Consider the following 22658-nt stretch of genomic DNA (forward strand, 5'->3'; position numbering starts at 1 on the left):
TATCTATTATGAGGAGGAAGTTTACGTGGCTAAAAGTACGGTAGATTCCAGTATAATCCGCGACATCTCGCTCGCGCACGAAGGGCATTTGAAAATCGATTGGGTGAATGCCCACATGCCGGTGCTGAATAAAATTCGCGAGCAATTCGAAAAAGAACAGCCGTTCAAAGGGCTTAAAGTGGCGATTTCGCTTCATCTTGAAGCAAAAACGGCCTATTTGGCCAAGGTTGTTCAAGCCGGCGGCGCGGAGGTGGCGATCTGCGGCAGTAACCCGCTCTCCACGCAGGACGACGTGTGCGCGGCGCTCGTCGAAGACGGGATTACCGTGTTCGCCAAGTACAACCCGGACCCGCAGGAGTACAAGGAACTAATGCTCAAGACGCTTGAGACCGAGCCGGACTTGATTATCGACGATGGCGGGGACTTGGTGACGATTCTTCATTCCGAGCGCAAGGATTTGCTGAAAAAGGTGCGCGGCGGCGCGGAAGAAACGACCACGGGCATTTTGCGCTTGAAGTCGCTTGAGAAAGACGGACAGCTGCAGTTCCCGATGGTTGCCGTCAACGACGCGTTCTGCAAATATTTGTTCGATAACCGGTACGGTACGGGCCAGTCGGTTTGGGACGGTATCAACCGGACGACGAACCTCGTTGTCGCCGGGAAAACAGTTGTCGTTGTCGGATATGGCTGGTGCGGCAAAGGTGTGGCGATGCGGGCCAAAGGACTCGGCGCCAACGTGATCGTGACGGAAATCGATGCGATCAAGGCGGTTGAAGCGTACATGGACGGATTTGCCGTTATGCCGATGGTGGAAGCGGCGAAAGTCGGCGACTACTTCGTCACGGTCACAGGCAACCGCGACGTCATTCGCGGCGAGCATTACGAAGTGATGAAGGACGGTGCGGTGTTGTCCAACGCCGGCCACTTCGACGTCGAAGTGAACAAACCGGAGCTCGAGGCATTGTCCGTATCGAAGCGTACCGTGCGCCGCAATATCGAAGAATATACCTTGAAGGACGGCCGCAAGTTTTATCTGCTCGCGGAAGGACGGCTCGTCAATCTGGCGGCAGGCGACGGTCATCCTGCGGAAATTATGGATATGACGTTCGCACTGCAAGCGATGTCCCTGAAATATGTGAACGACAACTATAAGCAAATCGGCAGCAAAGTGGTGAACGTGCCTTACGAGCTGGACGAACAGGTGGCTCGCTTCAAGCTGGCGGCGCTCGGCTTCGGTATCGACACGCTGACGAACGAGCAGAAGTCGTACTTGGACAGCTGGGCCGAGCATTAATACGATTGTATAAGGAGCGCCTCGACGAAACGGTCGAGGCGCTTTTTGGACGATAAGGGCAAGGTTTCCTGGCTTCTCGGATGTTTCCGGTATGTTTCGGCCGTATGGGAAGGGGCGCTTTGGATCGAAATCGGCGTTTTTTTAATTCGGGCTGGCGGTCTGTGCAACATCAATTCTTCCCTAATCGTCTGGATAGATAAGGCTGCGCTTCCTGTTAGGATTACGGAGGGCGGCCTGATGGATCGATTGCAGAGAGCGAGGGGGATTATCGAATGAAAGAAGAGAGAAGTCGGTCGGGCAACGGGTTCCGAGTCGCGATCAACCGCCGGGGCGCGAGGCTGCTGCTCGCGTCGGCGCTTATCGCGTCGGCGCTCGCGGGCTGCAGCTCCGCAAGCTCCGATAAATCCGCGAGCGAGGCCGCCAAATCGGGAGCACCGACGGCAAACTCGGCTCAGCACGAAAGCGTCAGTGCGGGCGCTGCCGATCAGGCGGGCGGCGAAGCGCAGAACGCCGCCGCCGCGTCTTCGCAGAACGCGCCGCCGCAGGGCGGGAGCTTTACCGGGCAAACGGCCGCGGAAGGCGACGATGCATACAGCCGTAAGATCATTTATCGCGCCAACCTATCGATGCAGGTCGAGAACTACGCGGACACCGAGACGCGCGTGCAGGAGGCGGTTAAGCGTTCGGGCGGCTATGTGCTGCAGTTTAACGAAAGCACATCGGCATCGGAGAAGTCCGGCACCTTCGTCATCAAGGTCCCGGCGAACGGCTTCCAATCGCTGCTCGTCGAACTGGAGAAAATCAATCCGTCCATGCGCAAATCGATGGAAGGCCAGGATGTGACGGAGGAATATGTGGACCTCTCGTCCCGATTGAAGGCGAAGCAGCTCGTGGAAAGCCGGTTGATTTCCTTCATGGAGAAGGCGACGAAAGCGGATGAGCTGGTAGCCTTCTCGAGCGAGCTGGGCAAGGTGCAGGAAGAAATCGAACGTATTAAAGGGCGTATGCGTTATCTGGAGCAAAACGTATCGTACTCCACCATCGATCTGCGCATCGCGCAAAAAATCGGTTCGGCGGAGGCGATCGGCGCACAAGAACGAGGGCCGCTCGCAAAACGGGCATCCGCCGCGCTGCAGGGCTCGCTGACAGTGCTGAACGTCGTCCTGCAGGGGATCGTTGTCGTACTGGCCGGCGCGCTTCCGATTCTTGTGCTGCTTGTCATCGTCGCCATTCCGCTCTGGTGGGTGCGCCGCCGAAGGAAAGCGAAGCTGGCAAGCGTGCGACAGCGGCTGGCGGAAGAAAACAAAACCGAATAAATCGAAAAAATCCTGTTTCATCGCGACGATGAAGCAGGATTTTTTGTTAATATGGCGAAACATTACTATACAAGTGGTGGGAAGTGGGGTAAAGTGGAGGGAAAGGGGGTGGCGAGTGGTGTTCATGGGGGAGTATCAGCACACAGTCGACGACAAAGGCCGTATGATTGTGCCTGCCAAATTTCGTGAAGCCCTCGGAGCATCGTTCATCGTCACTCGCGGTCTCGATCAATGTTTGTTCGTGTATCCCATGCAAGAATGGTCTGTTCTGGAGCAAAAGCTTAAGGCGCTGCCTCTGATGAAATCGGATGCGCGTGCGTTTACGCGGTTTTTTTTCTCCGGCGCCACCGAATGCGAGCTGGACAAGCAAGGCAGGGTAAACCTGCCGAATACGTTGATCGACCATGCCAAGCTGGAGAAAGATTGCGTCGTGATCGGCGTATCCAACCGGGTAGAGATTTGGAGTAAGGCAATCTGGGAAGACTATTCCAGGCAATCGGAAGAATCGTTTGCCGAAATCGCCGAGAAGCTTGTCGACTTCAATTTTGACTTTTAATCCGGTGTTAGTTCGATGTAGGAGGATGGAGCCGTGTTTCATCATATTACGGTGCTTAAGCAAGAAGCCGTGGAAGGATTACATATAAAGCCTGACGGTATATATGTCGATTGTACGCTTGGCGGAGCCGGGCACAGTTTGGAAATTGCGTCGAGACTCGGTCCGGGCGGGCTGCTGATCGCATTTGATCAAGACGACATCGCCTTAGCGAACGCCAAAGAGCGTCTTTCCGGCGTTCAGGACAAGGTACGGCTCGTACGCAGCAACTTTCGTTATTTGGAACAGGAGCTCTCCCGAATTCCAGAGGCCGTGAAGGACGGGCATCCACAGGTCGACGGCATCTTGTTCGATCTCGGCGTCTCCTCGCCGCAGCTCGATGAAGCCGACCGGGGATTCAGCTACAACCACGATGCGGAGCTGGATATGCGGATGGACCGTACAGCGCCGCTTACGGCGAAAGATATTGTTAACGGTTGGTCCGAGAAAGAAATCGCCGATATTCTGTTCGAATACGGGGAGGAGAAATTCGCCCGGCGCATCGCCGCAAACATCGTCTCCGCCCGCAGCGCAGCTCCTATCGAGACGACGGGACAGCTGGTCGAGCTGATTAAAGAAGGGATTCCGGCTGCCGCGCGCAGAACCGGGCCGCATCCCGCCAAGCGCAGCTTCCAAGCGCTGCGGATTGCCGTCAACGACGAGCTTGGCGCCTTCGAGGATGCGCTGAAGCAAGCGGTGCGCTGCCTTGCTCCGGGAGGGCGGGTGGCCGTCATTACGTTCCATTCGCTCGAGGATCGCATCTGCAAGCAGACGTTCGCCGGGTACGTGGCAAAATGCATATGTCCGCCCGATCTTCCGATGTGCGCATGCAACCCGACAGGTCAATTGAAACTGGTTAACCGTAAGCCGATAGAACCGGGTGAAGAGGAGCTCGAAGCAAATCCGAGAGCCCGTTCGTCAAAACTTAGAATCGCGGAAAAAGTGAAGGATTAAGGGGGAGAATTATTTTGCCGGCTTATATTCATGGAAACCTAGCGGTGGAGCAGCGAACGGAGCAACAGGTGAAAGCGAAAGAGACGAAGCGCGTCGTACAACGGAATAAGACGCTGCCGCTGCAGGAAAAGCTCTTGTATTTGTTTACGGTTGCGATTTGCGTCGTCGTTGCAGGGTTGATTATTTGGCGTTACGCGCAAATTTACGAAATGAATGCCAACATCAGGAGCATCGAGCAGCAAATCGCCAAGCTGGAAGCGGAGAACAGCATTTTGAAGCAAAAGGTGGATGCTTTGTCCGAGCCGCACCGGATGCTCGAAAAAGCAAAGGAGCTCGGCTTCGTAACGCCTGAGCCCGATCAAGTGAAGACGAACAAGAACAAAGCCGCGGCCGATTCGAATGGACAAGCCGCGTCTAAATCGACCGAAACCAAGACGGCGTCCGGCGTCAAGAAAACGAAGGATCAGCCCTGATCCGTAAGCGGGAATAGGGGGATAAGACCATGACGAAAATGGTGAAACTGCGGTCGTTACTCATTGGAGGGGGATTCACCCTCCTTTTTGCTGTTCTGGTGACCCGATTGTATTGGGTGCAGGTTGTTCAAGGCGAAGAGCTGCTCTCCAAAGCGAAGGAAAAATGGGCGATGGACAAAGAAATTCCACCTATCCGCGGCACGATAACCGACCGGAACGGCAAGGCTTTGGCGGAAGATGCGCCTTCCTACACGATCGCGTTGGAGCCGGAAACGATTATGAACAAAGGACTTGAATTGGATGTCGTCAAAGGATTGGCGGCAATCTTAAGTCCGGCTGACGATGCGGGCGCTGTGATGGCGATGGAGGACAAGATCCGTACGCGCATCAACAAGAAGAAAGAGGACGGCAAGTATTACGCCCAGGTGGAGCTGGGGAACGATGGCTGGAAAATCGACGCCGAAACGGCTGATAAAATTAAGAAGATGATTTCCGATTTACAGTCGAAGCTGCCCAAGAAAAACGAAAGTACGGGAATCCTGCTGCTTCCCGAGCAGAAGCGGTTTTATCCCGCCGAGACGATGGCTTCGCACCTGATCGGATATATAAACAAGGAAGATAAGCCGATTATGGGGCTGGAATTAACGCTGGATAAATATTTGAGAGGTTCTCCCGGTTGGTTGATTTATGAGAAAGACCGGAAGGGCGTCGAGCTGCCGGACTCGCAAAGCCGGTATCAGCCGGCTGTCAACGGGGATGATGTGAAGTTGACCCTCGATAAAAATATTCAGTTTTATATCGAAAGCGCCTTGCAGAAGGTGAACGAGAAATTTAAGCCGAAAAGCATAACGGCGATTGCGGTCGATCCGCAAACGATGGAAATTTTAGGATTGGCGAACGTCCCGACGTTCAACCCGAACAAATATTGGGAAACGAAAGAAACGCGAGATTTTCTTAATCATGCCGTGGCCTCCCAATATGAGCCCGGTTCTACCTTCAAGCTGGTCACATTAGCGGCTACCGTAGAAGAAGGGCTGTTCAATCCGAATGAGACGTATCAATCCGGTTCGATCAAAGTGGCCGACCGGCGTCTTCATGACCATAACATTTCAGGATGGGGGAAAATTTCGTACTTAGAAGGTTTGAAGCGTTCGAGTAACGTCGCCTTCGTTAAGCTTGGCATCGAGAAGCTCGGGCAGGACAAACTGCGCCAATATATTACCAAATTCGGCTTCGGTGCAAGGACGGGCATCGACATTTCCGGCGAGGTGCCGGGTATAGTCAATATGCGTTATGCTCCCGATTTTGCAACGGCGACCTATGGACAAGGCTTGACCGCTACCGCCATTCAACAAACGGCCGCCTATGCCGCCGTTGCGAACGGGGGCAAGCTGATGTGGCCTCATCTGATTAAAGAGATTACGAAGCCTGATACCGGCGAGGTTATCCAGAAGTTCGAACCGAAGGTGATCCGCGAAGTCGTATCGGAGAAGACGGCGAAGCAAGTCAGCGAATATTTGGAGCAGGTAGTCTCCGACCAGGATATTGGAACGGGAAAAAGAGCCTATATCGACGGCTACCGGATCGCCGGTAAGACAGGTACGGCCAACAAAGTGCTTCCGGGTGAAAAGGGATATGCCGAAGGGAGATGGGTCATTTCCTTTATCGGCTACGCCCCGATTGAAAATCCGCGCATTCTTGTTACGATTATCGCCGACGAGCCGGATCTCGGCGGGGACTACCATCGCGGTGGAGAGGTTGCCGCGCCTGCGTTTCGCGAGATTGTTTCGCAATCGCTGCGTTATATGGGGCTTGCTCCGACGACGGTACAGACGCAGCCGGCGCCGGTCAGCGAGAAGACGAAAGCGCCGGACTTGACCGGCATGACGCTTGACCAAGCGAAATCTTTAATGAACAAATCGGGCGTCAGTGTAGAATCGTATGGAAAAGGCTCGACCGTTTTGGCCCAATTGCCTGCTCCTGATACTGAAATCGGGAATTCGCAACGAATCTATGTAGTGCTGGAACAGCCTGAGCACGTATCGATCCCGAATTTAACCGGCAAATCGCTTCGCGACGCGATGGAAGTATGCTCGCTCCTGAAAGTGCGCTGTCAATCCGTAGGAGAAGGGTATGTGGCTGCCCAAACGCTCGAAGGAACCGAGAGCGAGCGGGTGCTGACGCTGTCCCTGAAGCCATACAGCGAACTGTTGGAGACGCCGGATAACCCGGCTGAATCCCCATCGTCCGCAACCGGAAGCAAAACCGATAAGAACGCCGCCAAACGATAGCTTGTTCTAACCCCGGGTTGTCCTGAATAGGGATGATATGAAACCATTCTTGATTCAGGAGGGGGAAGGAGCGGGCATGCGGGCATCGAATGTAACGGTTCGCCGACGATTATTCGCCGCACTGATAATAGGAACGATTTTGTTCTTCGCGCTGGTGGTGCGGCTCGCGTACGTGCAAATATGGATGGGGCCGAGGCTGTCGAAAGAAGCCGAGGAATCTTGGCGAAGAAACATCGAGGTTACGGCTAAACGGGGAGAGCTGCTTGACCGGAATGGCGTACAGCTGGCCTACAATATAAGCACGCCGACGGTCATGGCCATTCCTGTCCAGATCAAAGATCCGCAGATGACGGCGGCCAAGCTGGCGGCGGCGCTCGACCTCAGCGAAGCGGAAGTTTACAAACAAATTACAGTACGCAAATCTCAAGCTTATATCAAGCCCGGCGGCCGCAAAATTTCGCAGGAAAAAGCGCAGGAAATCCGCAATATGCAGCTGCCGGGCATTGTTGTCACCGAAGACAACAAACGGTATTATCCGTTCGGCGGATTGGCCGCACATGTGCTCGGTTTTACCGGAATTGATAATCAAGGCTTGACGGGCATAGAATTGAAGTATGATAAATTGCTCACGGGTCTCAATGGCGGCATTTCGTATTTGGCGCAAGCCAACGGCAAGCTGATGCCGGGATCGACCGACACGTACAAAGAGCCGATGGACGGACTCAATCTGCAGCTGACGATCGACAGCAACATTCAAGCGATCATGGAGCGGGAGCTTGATCAAGCGATGCTGAAATATCAACCGAAACACATCGTTGCGATCGCCATGGATCCGAACAACGGCGAGGTTCTTGCGATGGGGTCCCGGCCGGGTTATGAACCAAGCAACTACAAGCAATACCCGGTGGAAAGCTATAACCGCAACCTGCCGATTTGGATGACCTACGAGCCCGGATCAACCTTCAAGATCATTACGCTTGCTGCGGCCCTCCAGGAAAACAAAGTGAAGCTGACCGAAGGCTTTCACGATCCCGGCTCGATCGAGGTGGCGGGGGCGCGTCTTCGCTGCTGGAAGCGGCAAGGACACGGAAGCGAAACGTTCCAGCAGGTAGTTGAAAACTCTTGCAACCCGGGCTTCGTCGTCATGGGCCAGCGTCTGGGCACCGACTTGCTGTTCAAGTACATCCACGACTTCGGCTTTGGCAAAAAAACCGGCATCGACCTCGGCGGCGAGGAGAACGGCATTCTGTTCAAGCCGTCCCGCGTCGGTCCGGTCGAGCTGGCGACCACCTCGTTCGGCCAAGGAGTTTCGGTGACGCCGATTCAGCAAATTACGGCCATCTCGGCGGCGATCAACGGCGGTAAGCTGTACCAACCGCATGTGGCGAGGGCCTGGTATAAGCCGGAGTCCGGCGAGATGGTGCAGAAGGTCGAGCCGACCATGGTGCGGCAGGTCATCTCCGAGGCGACGTCCAAGCAGGTGCGCGAGACGCTGGAGAGCGTCGTGGCGAACGGAACCGGACGAAACGCGTTCATCGACGGCTATCGTGTCGGAGGGAAGACGGGAACGGCGCAAAAAGTTATTAACGGACGTTATTCCGCCGACGAGCACATCGTTTCATTCATCGGCTTCGCGCCTGCGGACGATCCGAAGGTCGTCATTTATGCGGCCGTAGACGACCCGCAAGGCATCCAGTTCGGCGGATTGATCGCAGCGCCGCTCGTGAAGAGCATGATGGAAGATACCTTGCGTTATATGAAGGTGCCTCCGCGGAAAGACCAGCTCGACCGCAAATACGTCTATGGCGACAAGCGCATCGTGGAAGTGCCGAATCTCGTCGGCATGACGGTCACCGATATTTACGAAGATTTAAATATGAATTTTCAGCTGGCCAAATCCGGTACCGGCAAGACGGTGATCAACCAGGTGCCGAAGCCGGGCACGCGTGTGGAGCAAGGCTCCACGATTCGCATCTACTTATCCGACACGGGCGTGCCGCAGGAGCCGGCGCCGCCGGCGTCTTAAGCGGCCCCAGTCCCGCAATTTCATTATGAAAATTGAAAATTGGGCTTTTCATCGGGCGTTTTTTTGTCCATAATAGATACCATGTGTGAAAATGGAGATCGATCATCCGTGCGGATTTTTATTCAACGAAGAAAGGTTTATCGAGACCATGTGTGAAAATGGAGATCGATCATCCGTGCTTTTTTTTAACGATTTATTGACCAATGGAGGGGACGCTCGATGCAGCTACAAGAACTGGCCTCCCAGCTCGTCACGAGCCGCCTGATCGGCGACGGCGCCACGGAAGTGACCGGCATGGCGACCGATTCCCGCAAGGTCAAACCGGGCGACTTGTTCATCTGCGTACCGGGTTTGACTGTGGACGGTCATGATTACGCCGCCGTCGCCGTTGAGCGGGGGGCCTCTGCGCTGGTTGCGGAACGCGATCTGCGGGCGGGCGTTCCGACGCTGCTCGTGCGCGATGCCAGAATGGCGGCGGCCGTGCTTGCGAATCACTTTTACGGGTATCCGAGCCGGGAACTGAAGCTGATCGGAGTGACGGGCACGAACGGCAAGACGACCACGACGTATATATTGGAAAGCATTTTGAGCGATCAAGGGTTTCAGACCGGTTTGATGGGCAATATTCATGTCAAGATCGGATCGGAATACCGCGAGAATAAAGCGACGAATACGCAGGAAGCGCTGGAATTGCAGCGCATCTTGCGGGACATGGTCGAGGCCGGTACGGATTACGCGTTAATGGAAGTTTCTTCCCACGGGCTGGATATGGGCCGGGTGAAGGGATGCCGGTTCCGCACAGGTATTTTTACCAATTTAACGCAAGATCATTTGGATTATCACCTGACGATGGAGCAGTACCGGGATGCGAAAGGGCTTCTCTTCTCCAGACTGGGGAACGAGTATACGGAAGACCCGGCCCGCCGGCAGTTCGCTGTGCTGAATGCGGACGATGCCGCATCGGCGTATTACCGTAAAGCGACCGCCGCACAGACCATTACATACGCGATTGACGATGAGACTGCGGATGTGAGAGCGGTTGATATCGAAATGACGGCGGGCGGGACGCGTTTTCGATTGCTGACGTTTCAGGGCGAAGCCGAGGTACGGATGCGTCTGGTCGGGAGATTCAACATCTATAACGCCCTGGGCGCCATCGCCGCAACATTGGCCGAAGGGATTCCGCTGCAGCGTATTGCGGACAGCATCTCGCGGATCGCTTCGGTAGAGGGGCGGATGGAGATTGTGGACGTCGGGCAGCCTTACTTGGTGCTGGTCGATTACGCCCATACGCCGGACGGTTTGAAGAACGCGTTAGCGACGATTCGCCAGTTTGCCGAAGGAAACGTGTATTGCGTGTTCGGCTGCGGCGGTGACCGGGACCGGAAGAAGAGGCCGGTGATGGGGGCGATTGCGGCGTCTTACAGCGACTATATTTACGTGACGTCCGATAACCCGCGGACGGAAGATCCCGAGCGGATTCTGCTCGACATCGAGCCGGGTCTTCGCGAAGCGGGCTGGGATACGTCCCGGTACGAACTGATCGCAGACCGCAAAGAAGCGATCCGCAAGGCGATTGGGCGTGCCGGGGCCAAAGACGTGGTTTTGATCGCGGGCAAAGGGCATGAAACATATCAGGAAATTTGCGGCGTCAAACATCCGTTCGACGACCGGTTGGTGGCTCAGGAAGCGATAAGGGGACGATGAAGCGTGATGAAACGAACGTTGGCTGAAATCGCCGTGATGGCGGGGGGCACGTTGACGGACGAATCGTCCGGAAGCTTGATGGCGCAGGGCGTATCGAAGGATACGCGGACGCTGGCGCCAGGCAATCTGTATATACCGTTAATCGGCGAAGCGTTCGACGGGCATCGATTCGTCGAAGCCGCTTCCCGGCAAGGAGCAGTCGGGTCGTTCTGGCAGCAGGATCGTCCGGATGCGCCCGAAGGCGTGCCGTTGATCTTGGTCGACGATACGCTGGCGGCGCTTCAGCGGCTGGCCGTTAATTACAAGCGGCAGCTTCACGTTAGAATTGTCGGCATAACCGGAAGCAACGGCAAAACGACGACGAAAGATATGACGGCAGCCGTGCTCCAGACTTCGTTTCGGGTGCACAAAACCGGGGGGAATTATAATAACCACATCGGGCTGCCGCTTACGCTGCTGCAATTATCGGAGGACACGGAGATCGCCGTGCTCGAGATGGGGATGAGCGGCCGGGGCGAAATCGAGTTTCTCTCGCGGCTCGCGGAGCCGGAAATTGCCGTGATTACGAACATCGGCGAAGCGCATCTGCTGCAGCTCGGCACGCGTCAGGAAATTGCGCGCGCCAAGACGGAAATATTGGCCGGCCTGCTGCCGGGGGGCACACTCGTATACAATGGCGACGAGCCCTTGATCGAGGAAGTGCTGCCGGAGCTGTCCGAGCCGGGACGGATGCAGGCTCCCTCGTATGGGCGCGTTCGGTTCGGCCATGGAGCGGAGAACGATCTGTATCCATCGGACATTAGAATGGATGCGAAAGGGACGCATTACCGTATCCATGAGGCGGGGGCGCGGGATTTTTACATTCCGCTGCTCGGCGCGCACAATGTGGTCAACTCGCTGGCCGCTTATGCCGTAGGCAGACATTTCGGTTTGGATGCGGAGACGATTGCGCGAGGATTGGCGGGTGCGGCGGTGACCGGCATGCGGATCGAGGTGATGCATGCGCCAAGCGGGCTTACGATCTTCAACGATGCCTACAACGCGAGTCCGACAGCGATGCGCGCTGCGATTGCGCTGCTGCATGAAGCGGAAGGCTTCGAGCGCAAATTCGCCGTACTGGGCGACATGCTGGAGCTGGGCGAGAACGAAGCGGCGTTTCACAGGGAGGTTGGCGAGATGCTCGATCCTGCGAAGGTGGAGGCTGTGTTCGTGTACGGTCCGCTCGCGGTTCATATCGCGGAAGGGGCGAGAACCCGGTTCCCGGACAACCGCGTCCGGCATTTTGAGGATAAAGAACAATTGGCGCACGAGCTCGGCCGAACGGCTGGCGCACACGACGTCGTGCTGATCAAGGGATCGCGCGGCATGCGAATGGAGCAAGTGGCCGCCTGGGTCATGCAATTGGGGGGATAAAGCTGTGGATTTCAATATCGTAATGATCACGCTGGGGGTTGCCTTTTTACTGGCGGTGATTATGGGTCCATTATTCATACCGCTGCTGCGCCGACTGAAATTCGGCCAGCAAATTCGGACGGACGGTCCGCAGGGACATTTGAAAAAAGCCGGAACGCCGACGATGGGCGGCATTATCATCATGCTGGCGCTGGCGCTCGCGGTCCTTCGCTTTGGCGAGAAAAATATGGAGACCGTCATTTTGCTGCTGGCGTCGTTAGGCTACGGATTCATCGGTTTTCTTGACGATTACATTAAAATTTTGTTCAAACGCTCGCTCGGCTTGACCGCAAAACAAAAACTGATCGGTCAGCTGCTCATTTCGGCGATCGTGTGCTTGCTGCTCGTACAATCCGGGCACAGCACCGATATACGCATTCCGTTCTTCGACGTATCGTTCGATCTCGGCTGGCTTTATTTTCCCTTTATCGTCTTTCTTATGCTCGGCACGTCCAATGCGGTCAACTTTACCGACGGTCTGGACGGGTTGCTTGCCGGCACGAGCGCGATTGCGTTCGGCGCTTATGCGATAATCGCCCTGAACAACACGCAGCCGAACGTCGCCATCTTCTCGGCGGCCATGGTCGGCGCGGTGCTCGGGTTTCTCGTGTTCAACGCGCATCCGGCGAAGGTGTTTATGGGGGATACCGGCTCGCTCGGCATTGGCGGAGGGCTGGTTGCAGTGGCGATCCTGACGAAAGCCGAAATATTGCTTGCGCTGATCGGCGGCGTGTTCCTGACGGAAATTTTGTCGGTCGTTATCCAGGTCGTATCCTTCAAGACAAGGGGCAAGCGTGTGTTTAAAATGAGCCCAATTCATCATCACTTTGAATTGGTGGGCTGGTCGGAGTGGCGCGTCGTCATATCTTTCTGGACGGCGGGTCTGATCTTGGCGGGTCTTGGACTATATATTAACGAGGTGTTATAAGGATGGAGCATCCTGCAAATTACCGCGGCCGCCAGGTCGTCGTCTTGGGTCTGGCGCGCAGCGGGGTCGCGGTCGCGAAATGGTTTCACGAAGCCGGCGCGAACGTGACGGTCAACGATAGGAAAGAACGAGAACTATGCCCTGAGGCCGACGAACTGGAGGCTCTGGGTATTTCTGTTGTTTGCGGCGGTCATCCGGCCGGACTTGTCCACGAGGGCGTGTCGCTCGTCGTGAAAAATCCAGGAATCCCCTATAGCGTGGAGCCGATTCGCCGTGCGGATGAGCTCGGCATTGAAACGGTCACCGAAGTGGAGGTGGCGTACTACCTATGCCAAGCTCCGATCATCGGCATTACCGGCTCAAACGGCAAGACGACGACGACGACATGGACCGGTCTGATGCTGGAGGCGGGCGGGCTGAAGCCTATCGTCGCCGGGAATATCGGGCGGGCCTTAACCGAAGCTGCGCTCGAAGCGGCGGAGGATAACCGGATGGTCGTGGAATTGAGCAGCTTTCAGCTGAAAGGCACGAGCAGCTTCCGGCCATCGATAGCCTGCTTGTTGAATGTGTATGAAACGCATCTTGATTATCATGGAACGATGAACGACTACGTTGTTTCGAAGATGAAGCTGTTCGCCAATCAAACGGAAGCCGATACGGCCGTCTTGAACTGGGACGATCCGGTTTGCCGCCAAACGGCGGCAAAGGTGCGTTCCCGCGTACTGCCGTTTTCCGTACGGGAGGAGCTGCCTTACGGGCTGTTCGTGAAGCCGAGCTTGAAGGAGGCGAAGGAGCGGCAAGTGACGGCCCTGTTAACGTACAGGGATGAAAAGGAGACCGAGCATACCATCCTGCCGGTCAGCGAACTCGGCATTCCCGGCAGCCATAACGTGGAGAATGCGCTCGCAGCGAGCGCGATGGCCATCGCTTCAGGCGTAGCTATCGAGACGATTGCCCGTGTGCTGCGCGAATTCAGGGGCGTTGAGCATCGCCTCGAATACGTGCGAACTAAGGACGGCGTCTTGTTTTATAATGATTCGAAAGCCACGAACCCGACGGCGACGATCAAGACGATCGAGTCGTTCGATCAAGATATCGTCCTCGTGGCGGGCGGGCTGGACCGGGGCTCCGACTACATGGAGCTGCTTCCCGCGTTCCAGCGGCAGGTGAAAGGACTCGTCGCCATCGGCGAAACGAAAGAAAAAATTGTCCGTGTCGCCAAGCTCGCAGGCATGAGCCGTCTGAAAACCGTCGATACTGCTGCTAGCGGGTTGCAGGATACGGTGACGGATGCGGTGCGGGAAGCGTTCGCGCTCGCGAAGCCGGGCGACGTCGTGCTGTTATCGCCGGCGTGCGCCAGCTGGGACATGTTTCCTTCCTATGAGGAAAGGGGAAGAATGTTTAAGCAGTCCGTGCATAACCTTTAAACAGGAGGATGACAAGCCGCCTCCTAAATTTTTAAGGTTAGAGGTGTGGTCGCAATGGTCAAAGCACGGTCGGCTCCGGATATGTACTTGCTCGGCTCTACGCTGCTTCTGCTTGTCATCGGCGTTATTATGGTATACAGCGCCAGTGCGGTGCTGGCGTTTCGCGAATTCGGCGATGCGTTCTACTACTTGAAACGTCAGGCGCTGTTTGCGGCGCTCGGCGTTATCGCCATGTTTTTTATGATGAATACCGACTATTGGATTTGGAAGAGGTACGCCAAACCGGCGCTGATCGTCTGCTTCGTGCTGCTTGTCGCTGTCTTGATTCCGGGCATCGGGGTCGTTCGCGGCGGCGCCCGCAGCTGGCTCGGCATCGGGTCGTTCGGCATCCAGCCTTCCGAATTTATGAAGATGGGCATGATCATCTATTTATCCAAATGGCTGTCCGAGCAGAAGAACCCGATCACGGCGTTTACAAAAGGACTGCTGCCACCCCTCGCTTTAGTCGGACTGGCTTTCGGGATCATTATGCTCCAGCCGGACCTTGGGACCGGCGCGGTGCTTGTCGGCGCTACACTGCTCATTATTTATACGGCGGGCGCGCGATTGCAGCACTTGTCGTATTTAGGGTTGATCGGGGTGGCGGGATTCATCGGCCTCGTGATAGCGGCCCCTTACCGGTTGAAGCGGATTACGGCTTTTCTCGATCCGTGGCAGGACCCGCTCGGCGCGGGCTATCAGGCGATACAATCGCTGTATGCGATCGGACCCGGCGGGCTCGTTGGGCTCGGACTTGGGATGAGCCGGCAAAAATACAGCTATTTGCCCGAGCCGCAAACGGACTTCATCTTTTCTATCATCGCGGAGGAGCTCGGCTTTATCGGCGGTTCCTGCGTGCTCATTCTGTTTATGGTGCTGGTCTGGCGCGGCATGCGCACGGCCATTACGGCTCCCGATACGTTCGGCAGCCTGCTCGCCACCGGCATCGTCGGCATGATCGCTGTGCAAGTCATCATCAACATCGGCGTCGTCATCGGCATGTTCCCGGTCACGGGCATCACGCTGCCGCTGATCAGCGCGGGCGGTTCTTCCTTAACATTGATGCTGACCTCCATCGGCATACTGCTTAATATTTCCCGATATTCGAGGTGAGTTTCGCATATGAACAAAATCGTCTTCACCGGCGGAGGGACCGCCGGCCATGTGACGCCCAATTTGGCGGTCATGGCCAAACTGCGCGAGCGGGGGTGGGAGATCCACTATATCGGTTCCCGGAACGGGATTGAACGCGAAATCGTCGAGCATGAAGGGGTACCGTTCCATCCCATCGCCTCCGGCAAGCTTCGCCGCTATTTCGATTTGAAAAACTTCAAAGACCCTTTCCGCGTCGCGTTAGGCGTCGGGCAAGCGTACGGACTGCTTCGGCGGCTCAAGCCGCACATCGTCTTCTCCAAGGGCGGCTTCGTTTCCGTTCCGGTCATCGTGGCATGCCGGCTGGCCGGCGTACCGGTCATTTCGCATGAATCCGATTTAACCCCCGGCCTGGCCAATAAAATCTCAATGCCCTTTGCCTCCCGCATCTGCGTTACCTTCCCTGAGACGTTGCAATACGTGCGCAGCGATAAAGCGGAATGCACGGGCTTGCCGATACGCGAGCAAATTTTGCAAGGGGCAGCCGCTCGGGGCCTCTCGCTGTGCGGCTTTCATTCGCAAAAGCCGGTGCTGCTGGTGATGGGCGGCAGCCTTGGGGCGCAGCGCATCAATCAGACGGTGCGCGCGTCGCTCGATACGCTGCTGCAGCGCTATCAGATCATTCACATCTGCGGCAAAGGACATGTCGATCCGACGCTGGCAGGCAAACGCGGCTACAGCCAATTCGAATACGTCAAGGACGAACTGCCGGACCTGCTCGCCGCCGCCGATCTTGTCGTATCGCGGGCAGGCTCGACGTCCATTTTCGAATTTCTTGCCTTAAACAAGCCGATGCTGCTTATTCCGTTATCGCGGGCGGCAAGCCGGGGCGACCAAATATTGAACGCGAATTCGTTTCAGAGCCAAGGCTACGCGCACGTTTTGTTCGAAGAAGACTTATCGGCGGACGCGCTCGTGAGCGGAATTTTCGCCTTGTATGACGAACGGGATGCGATGAAGCGGCGCATGGCGGATAACCCTTACGGCAACGGAACCGAAACCATCGTCCGACTGCTCGAGGCGCTTAAGCGTTCCGGCGGTTGACGAATTTAGCAATAGGCGATTGTCACACTCTGCAGCATTCCACATAAACTACACTATAACCGTGACAGACACCCGGCGAAGCGGCAAGCGGCAAGCGGCTCGGATACAAAAGACAGTCGGAGCCCGGCGGCCGGCCGCTCTCTATTTTTCGAACGATATTCGAGAATAGGGTGCCAGGGCGTTCTGTGAAGGAGGTTGTTCCCATGCAACAGGTCATATCAGAATTGATGAAGGGATCGTTCGGCGAGGTTCGCCTTGACGAACCGCTTGCCCCCTACACGACATGGAAGATCGGAGGGCCGGCTGACGTTCTGCTTATTCCGGAGAATAAGACGCAGCTTGTGGCGGCAGTGAAGCTGCTTCATCAGCACCGCGTCCCATGGACGGCGCTCGGTCGGGGCTCCAACATGCTCGTCGCGGACAAAGGCATACGCGGTGTCGTGATCAAATTGGGGGATGCGCTGGAAACCGTCCGGATTGAAGGGGAGTCGATTGTGGCCGGCGGCGCATATTCGTTCATCAAGCTGTCGGTCATCGCCGGCAAAGAAGGATTGACCGGCTTGGAGTTCGCGGGAGGCATCCCGGGAACCGTGGGAGGCGCCGTCTACATGAACGCCGGGGCGCACGGCTCTGACGTGTCACGAATACTACAGCGGGCTGAAGTGCTGCTCCCGAGGGGTGAGTTGGTTACGCTGCAAAACGAGGACTTGGCATATGCTTATCGACATTCGATTCTGCAAACGAACCCGGGCATCGTCACGGAGGCGGAATTCCGGCTCCGTTATGGCGACCGGAAGGAAATTGCGGCGGCGATGGCTGCCTACAAGGACCGCCGGTTGCGAACGCAGCCGCTGCAGCTGGCCTGCGCGGGCAGTGTCTTCCGGAATCCGGAAGGCCGTCACGCGGCGCAGCTGATCGAAGAAGCGGGCCTGAAAGGCCTGCGTGTCGGAGGCGCCGAAGTCTCGCCCTTGCACGCCAATTTCATCGTCAACATAGGGCAGGCGACAGCCTACGACGTGCTCACCTTGGTCGAACAAGTCAAAGAAACGGTCCGTACCCGATTCGGAGTAACTCTCGTACCTGAAGTATTGGTGGTGGGTGAGCGGTAAATCGGAGGTGGGACTTTGGAAAAGCTGGTTATCGAAGGCGGGAAACCACTATCGGGAGCCATCAGCATTCACGGCGCGAAAAACGCCGCACTGCCGATCCTGGCAGCGAGTATCATGGCGGAAGGAACGGTTAAGATCGAGAACGTCCCCGATCTTTCCGACATCGGCGTCATGTTGGGCATTCTTCGTTCCTTGGGGTGTAAAGCGGAGCTGGCCGGAGAAACGGTCATCGTTAATACGAATGCGGTCCATCAGTATCACATCCCGGAAAACTTGATGAGCCAAATGCGTTCCTCGATATTCTTGATGGGGCCGCTGCTGGCGCGGCTCGGCAAAGTGGAGCTTTATCAGCCAGGGGGCTGCGCGATCGGCGAGCGTAAAATCGACTTGCATTTAAAAGGTCTCGCAGGGCTGGGCGTCGTCATCGAAGACGACGGCAGCCGTATCGTATGCACGGCGAAGGAACTGGTCGGCGCCGACATCGTGCTTGACTATCCGAGCGTTGGCGCTACGGAGAACATCATGATGGCAGCGGCGATGGCCCGGGGAAAAACGACGCTCACCAATGCGGCTCGCGAGCCTGAAATCCAAGATTTGCAAAACTTCCTTAATGCGATGGGGGCGAAAATCATCGGCGCCGGCACGGATACGATTACGATCGAGGGCGTTCCGGAACTCGTCCCATGTACTTACCGGATTATTCCCGATCGTATCGTCGCAGGTACGATCATGATCGCCGCAGCGGTTACCCGGGGCAGCGTTACCCTGAATGGCGTCTGCCCGGCTCATCTTACTTCGGCCATTCATGTCCTAAAACGCGCAGGTGTTCAAATCACAATCGACGGTGATATAATGTACGTATGCGGGTCCGGCCGACTGAAAGCGGTCGAGAGGATCGTCACGTCGCCCTACCCGTCATTTCCAACGGATTTACAGTCGCAGATCATGGTGCTCTTGAGCCTCGCCGACGGCGTCAGCATCGTCAAAGAAACCGTATTCGAAGGCCGTTTCAAACACGTCGACGAATTGTCCCGCATGGGCGCTGACATTCGCGTCGATCTGAACTCGGCATTCATCCGGGGCGTACCGCGGTTGTACGGCGCCACGGTGGAAGCGACCGACCTGCGCGCAGGCGCTGCGCTCGTCATCGCGGGTTTAACCGCGCAAGGCACGACCGTTATCGAACAAATTCATCATATCGACCGCGGTTATGACCGCATCGAACGGATGCTTCGCAGCCTTGGCGCGAACATTCTTCGGACGACGCCGGTCGTCATGGAATAAGCCATGTTATTTTCATTCATATGAACGCAACCGCCGGGTTATCCCTTTTTCTTCTTGAAAGAGGGGTAATCCGCGGTTTACATATGGCAAGAGGAGGCCCTCATGGAGGAACGACTTCCCGTAATCAAACAACAAAAACAAAAACCGCGCGGCCGCAGCAGCAAAAAGCTGCTTCTGTTTCTTTTTTGTTTTTCGTCACGCTGCTGCTGGTGCTCTTCTTCCAATCGTCGCTGAGCAAGATTACGGAGGTGTCCATTCAGGGCCAGCAGCTCGTGGCCGAAGAACAAATTCGTACCGCGGCGGCTGTCGTGCCGGGAGATCACTTCTTCTCCGTGTCGTCAGCGCGAATCGCGGCGCAAATCAAATCATTGCGGATGATCGAAAGGGTCGAAGTGAAGAAACGCTTTCCCGGACGAATTGAAATTTACGTTTATGAATACCCGAAGGTTGCCTACCAGTTCGGTGAAGGCGGTCAAGTGGAAGCGCTGCTCGCAGACGGGAGCGTCATTCCCGTCACGATGCATGGAGCCAGATTGGACAAGCCGATCCTGTCGGGCTGGAGCAAGGACGACCCCTTGAAGATACAGCTGTGCGCGGCGATGTCGAAGCTGCCCGAGGCGCTTTTTGCGGATGTTTCCGAAATCAAGCCGGCGCCAAGCGCGTCGTACCCGGATAAAATCAAGATGTATACGCGCTCGCAGTTCGAGATCATTACGACGATCGGTTACTTGCCGGACAAGATGCCCAACATGGAATCGTACATTGCCAGCATCCGCGAGAACAATAAAACGAGCGGCGTGCTGACGATGCTGCTTGCGGATTCATTTGCGCCTTTCGAGGCTGCAGGCGATAAGCAGGAACCGGTCAAATCCGGTACGAAAACGCAGCCTTAGTCTCTATAAATAGGTCTACTCAAGCATAGAAAATAATGATAGAATTGTAATTATGGTATATTTTGCGCTTTTCTTTTGAAAAAAATTTCATAAAAAAGAGGAAACCGCCAGAGCGTGTGGAATACTTACAAGCAGGTTTGCTGACCACGGCTCATATACACTACATTTTACAGGAGGTGCCACGGGTTGAGCAGCAATGACATCATTGTTAGTTTGGACATCGGTACATCCAAAGTTCGTGCTATTATTGGGGAAGTCGTTAACGGCGCCATTAACATAATAGGAGTTGGATCTGCCGACTCGCAAGGAATTCGCAAAGGAGCCATTGTCGATATCGATCAGACGGTCCAGTCGATTCGAAGCGCAGTGGATCACGCGGAACGGATGGTAGGCATTCAGATTTCGGATGTGTACGTAGGTATTTCCGGCAACCATATCGCACTTCAATCCAGTCACGGCGTAGTAGCCGTATCCAACGAGGACCGCGAGATCGGAGACGAGGATATCGAACGCGTTATCCAAGCGGCGAAAGTGATTCCGTTAGCTCCCGAACGCGAAATTATCGGCGTAGTGCCGAACCAATATGTAGTGGATGGAACGGACCAAATTTACGATCCGCGAAGCATGATCGGCGTCCGGTTGGAAGTGGAAGCGACGATTGTGACCGGTACGAAGACGGCCATACATAATTTGCTTCGCGTTGTAGAAAAATCAGGGCTGCGGGTATCGGGGTTGATCTTGATGTCGCTTGCCGCAGGGCACCTGGCGTTGTCGAAAGACGAGAAGGCTATGGGTACCGTGTTAGTCGACATCGGAGCCGGCGCAACGACGATAGCCGTGTTTGATGAGAACCATTTGGTTGCCACTTCCACGTTGCCCATCGGCGGGGAATATATTACGAACGATATTGCATACGGACTTCGCACACAGGCAGACATTGCCGAGAAGATCAAGCTGAAATTCGGATGCGCAGTCGTCGAGCATGCGGCTTCGGACCAAGTGTTTAAAGTAAACCGGATTGGAAGCAACGTGGACAAGGAATTCTCGCAGGTCGATCTGGCGAACATTATCGAACCGCGCGTTCAAGAAATTTTTCATTTGATCCGCATGGAAGTGCAGCGTCTGGGATTTTCCGAGCTGCCGGGCGGTTATGTATTAACCGGCGGAACGGTATCCATGCCGGGCATGCTGGCGATCGCTCAGGTCGAACTCGCTTCGTCGGTACGCATCGCCGTACCGGACTTTATTGGAGTTCGTGATCCTGCGTATACGAGCGGAGTCGGAATTATACAATATGCTTCCAAATATTTGCGGAATTCCAAATCGGGCTCAGGCGCCAAGCGGACGGTAAGCAAGAAAGCGTCTTCCGGTCAAGAGCAGAAGCCTTCGGCCATGGAACGGTTTAAAAATTGGTTAAGCGAGTTTATTTAGCGTGGATCGTGCTCACGCGATGAAAGCCTAATGAGGGGGAAGACGCTAGTATGTTTGAAATTGATATGGACTTGGACCAACTGGCTAAAATAAAGGTCATCGGTTGCGGCGGGGGCGGCAGCAACGCGGTCAACCGGATGATCGACAACGGTGTGAAGGGCGTCGAGTTCATTACCGTGAATACGGATGCTCAAGCGTTACACCTTTCCAAATCCGATACGAAATTGCAGATCGGCGACAAGTTAACGCGCGGTCTCGGCGCCGGGGCCAACCCGGAGGTCGGGAAGAAGGCGGCGGAAGAGTCGCGCGAATTGATTTTTAACGCGCTGAAGGGCTCCGATATGGTGTTCGTTACGGCGGGTATGGGCGGCGGCACGGGAACGGGCGCAGCGCCTGTTATCGCCGAAATCGCCAAAGAATGCGGCGCATTGACCGTCGGCGTCGTCACACGCCCGTTTACGTTCGAAGGCCGTAAACGGGCGATGCAAGCCGATCAGGGCATTGCCGCATTGAAAGAAAAAGTAGATACGCTGATCGTGATTCCGAACGACCGCCTGCTCGAAATCGTTGATAAGAAAACGCCGATGCTGGAAGCGTTCCGCGAAGCGGATAATGTGCTTCGTCAAGGCGTACAAGGGATCTCCGATTTGATCGCGGTTCCCGGCTTGATCAACCTCGACTTCGCGGACGTGAAGACCATCATGACTGAACGCGGTTCCGCGTTGATGGGCATCGGCGTCGCAACCGGCGAGAACCGTGCGGCGGAAGCGGCCAAGAAGGCGATTATGTCGCCGCTCCTGGAGACGTCGATCGATGGCGCGCGCGGCGTACTGATGAACATTACCGGCGGCGCCAACTTGTCGCTGTACGAAGTGAACGAAGCGGCCGATATCGTCGCGTCGGCTTCCGACCTCGAGGTCAACATGATCTTCGGCGCCGTTATCGACGAGACGTTGAAAGACGAAATTATCGTCACGGTTATCGCGACCGGCTTTGAGCATAAGAGCATCTCGACGACCCAGCGTAAGCCGGGCGGCACAGGCGCTGCGCCAAGCACGGGCGGGAGCCAGCAAGAGAACACGGACAACCGACTGAACAATTTGCGTCCGTTCGGCGGTCAAACGTCTAACGACCAGCTGGACATCCCCGCATTTCTGCGCAACCGGAACCGCAACGGATTCGACAACAAATAATGGCATTGCCGGTTAACGTAACAGCCGTTCTTCCTTAGGGAGAACGGCTGTTT

The 22658-nt window shown here is 55.8% G+C and carries 18 protein-coding genes; all 18 read left to right on the forward strand.

The genetic code is table 11. The annotated features are described in order from the left end of the window. Positions 1–25: 25 nt before the first annotated feature. The 18 genes from JMF85_RS13775 to ftsZ all read left to right on the forward strand — a co-directional run bounded on the left by JMF85_RS13775 (position 26) and on the right by ftsZ (position 22605). A complete protein-coding gene (locus JMF85_RS13775; protein ID WP_127608527.1) occupies positions 26–1294 on the forward strand; it encodes an adenosylhomocysteinase in 1269 nt (422 codons plus the stop codon). Between the two features lie 272 nt (positions 1295–1566). Further along, complete coding sequence (locus JMF85_RS13780; RefSeq protein WP_141333762.1) at positions 1567–2610, forward strand: DUF4349 domain-containing protein; 1044 nt, start codon at positions 1567–1569, stop codon at positions 2608–2610. 118 nt (positions 2611–2728) lie between these two features. Continuing rightward, positions 2729–3166: a division/cell wall cluster transcriptional repressor MraZ gene (mraZ, locus tag JMF85_RS13785; RefSeq protein WP_127608541.1), complete on the forward strand. Its 438-nt coding sequence runs from the start codon at positions 2729–2731 to the stop codon at positions 3164–3166. Between the two features lie 33 nt (positions 3167–3199). After that, on the forward strand, positions 3200–4156 hold the full coding sequence (rsmH, locus tag JMF85_RS13790) for a 16S rRNA (cytosine(1402)-N(4))-methyltransferase RsmH (RefSeq protein ID WP_127608529.1): 957 nt from the start codon (positions 3200–3202) through the stop codon (positions 4154–4156). Positions 4157–4170: 14 nt separating this feature from the next. Beyond that, positions 4171–4629 (forward strand): cell division protein FtsL, encoded by a 459-nt coding sequence (ftsL, locus tag JMF85_RS13795; RefSeq protein WP_127608530.1) that lies wholly within the window; start codon positions 4171–4173, stop codon positions 4627–4629. Positions 4630–4658: 29 nt separating this feature from the next. Next, positions 4659–6920: a peptidoglycan D,D-transpeptidase FtsI family protein gene (locus JMF85_RS13800; protein WP_127608531.1), complete on the forward strand. Its 2262-nt coding sequence runs from the start codon at positions 4659–4661 to the stop codon at positions 6918–6920. Between the two features lie 76 nt (positions 6921–6996). After that, complete coding sequence (locus JMF85_RS13805; RefSeq protein WP_127608532.1) at positions 6997–8946, forward strand: stage V sporulation protein D; 1950 nt, start codon at positions 6997–6999, stop codon at positions 8944–8946. 219 nt (positions 8947–9165) lie between these two features. Further along, positions 9166–10653 (forward strand): UDP-N-acetylmuramoyl-L-alanyl-D-glutamate--2,6-diaminopimelate ligase, encoded by a 1488-nt coding sequence (locus JMF85_RS13810; protein ID WP_127608533.1) that lies wholly within the window; start codon positions 9166–9168, stop codon positions 10651–10653. A 3-nt stretch (positions 10654–10656) separates the two neighbouring features. After that, entirely contained in the window at positions 10657–12066 is a 1410-nt protein-coding gene (locus JMF85_RS13815; protein WP_127608534.1) for a UDP-N-acetylmuramoyl-tripeptide--D-alanyl-D-alanine ligase, read from the forward strand. 4 nt (positions 12067–12070) lie between these two features. Continuing rightward, positions 12071–13033: a phospho-N-acetylmuramoyl-pentapeptide-transferase gene (gene mraY / locus JMF85_RS13820; protein WP_054795529.1), complete on the forward strand. Its 963-nt coding sequence runs from the start codon at positions 12071–12073 to the stop codon at positions 13031–13033. 2 nt (positions 13034–13035) lie between these two features. Next, positions 13036–14460, forward strand: a complete 1425-nt coding sequence (murD, locus tag JMF85_RS13825; protein ID WP_141333760.1) for a UDP-N-acetylmuramoyl-L-alanine--D-glutamate ligase — start codon at positions 13036–13038, stop codon at positions 14458–14460. Between the two features lie 54 nt (positions 14461–14514). Further along, a complete protein-coding gene (gene spoVE, locus JMF85_RS13830; protein WP_127608536.1) occupies positions 14515–15612 on the forward strand; it encodes a stage V sporulation protein E in 1098 nt (365 codons plus the stop codon). A gap of 9 nt (positions 15613–15621) precedes the next feature. Then, the gene (locus JMF85_RS13835; RefSeq protein ID WP_201318391.1) at positions 15622–16695 is read left to right on the forward strand and encodes an undecaprenyldiphospho-muramoylpentapeptide beta-N-acetylglucosaminyltransferase; all 1074 of its coding nucleotides are present in this window, start codon (positions 15622–15624) and stop codon (positions 16693–16695) included. 203 nt (positions 16696–16898) lie between these two features. Continuing rightward, positions 16899–17804 (forward strand): UDP-N-acetylmuramate dehydrogenase, encoded by a 906-nt coding sequence (gene murB, locus JMF85_RS13840; protein WP_127608537.1) that lies wholly within the window; start codon positions 16899–16901, stop codon positions 17802–17804. Positions 17805–17819: 15 nt separating this feature from the next. After that, positions 17820–19088, forward strand: a complete 1269-nt coding sequence (murA, locus tag JMF85_RS13845) for a UDP-N-acetylglucosamine 1-carboxyvinyltransferase (protein WP_201318392.1) — start codon at positions 17820–17822, stop codon at positions 19086–19088. A gap of 83 nt (positions 19089–19171) precedes the next feature. Then, complete coding sequence (locus JMF85_RS13850; protein WP_236595856.1) at positions 19172–19981, forward strand: cell division protein FtsQ/DivIB; 810 nt, start codon at positions 19172–19174, stop codon at positions 19979–19981. A 186-nt stretch (positions 19982–20167) separates the two neighbouring features. Further along, positions 20168–21412 carry a cell division protein FtsA gene (gene ftsA, locus JMF85_RS13855; RefSeq protein ID WP_127608540.1) on the forward strand — a complete coding sequence of 415 codons (1245 nt, stop codon included), beginning with the start codon at positions 20168–20170 and terminating at the stop codon, positions 21410–21412. 50 nt (positions 21413–21462) lie between these two features. Then, positions 21463–22605, forward strand: coding sequence for a cell division protein FtsZ (gene ftsZ, locus JMF85_RS13860; RefSeq protein WP_054795532.1), 1143 nt, complete (start codon positions 21463–21465; stop codon positions 22603–22605). Positions 22606–22658: the final 53 nt, after the last annotated feature.

Origin of the sequence: Paenibacillus sp. EPM92, from assembly GCF_016586185.1 — a bacterium.
GTDB classification, from domain to species: domain Bacteria; phylum Bacillota; class Bacilli; order Paenibacillales; family NBRC-103111; genus Paenibacillus_G; species Paenibacillus_G validus.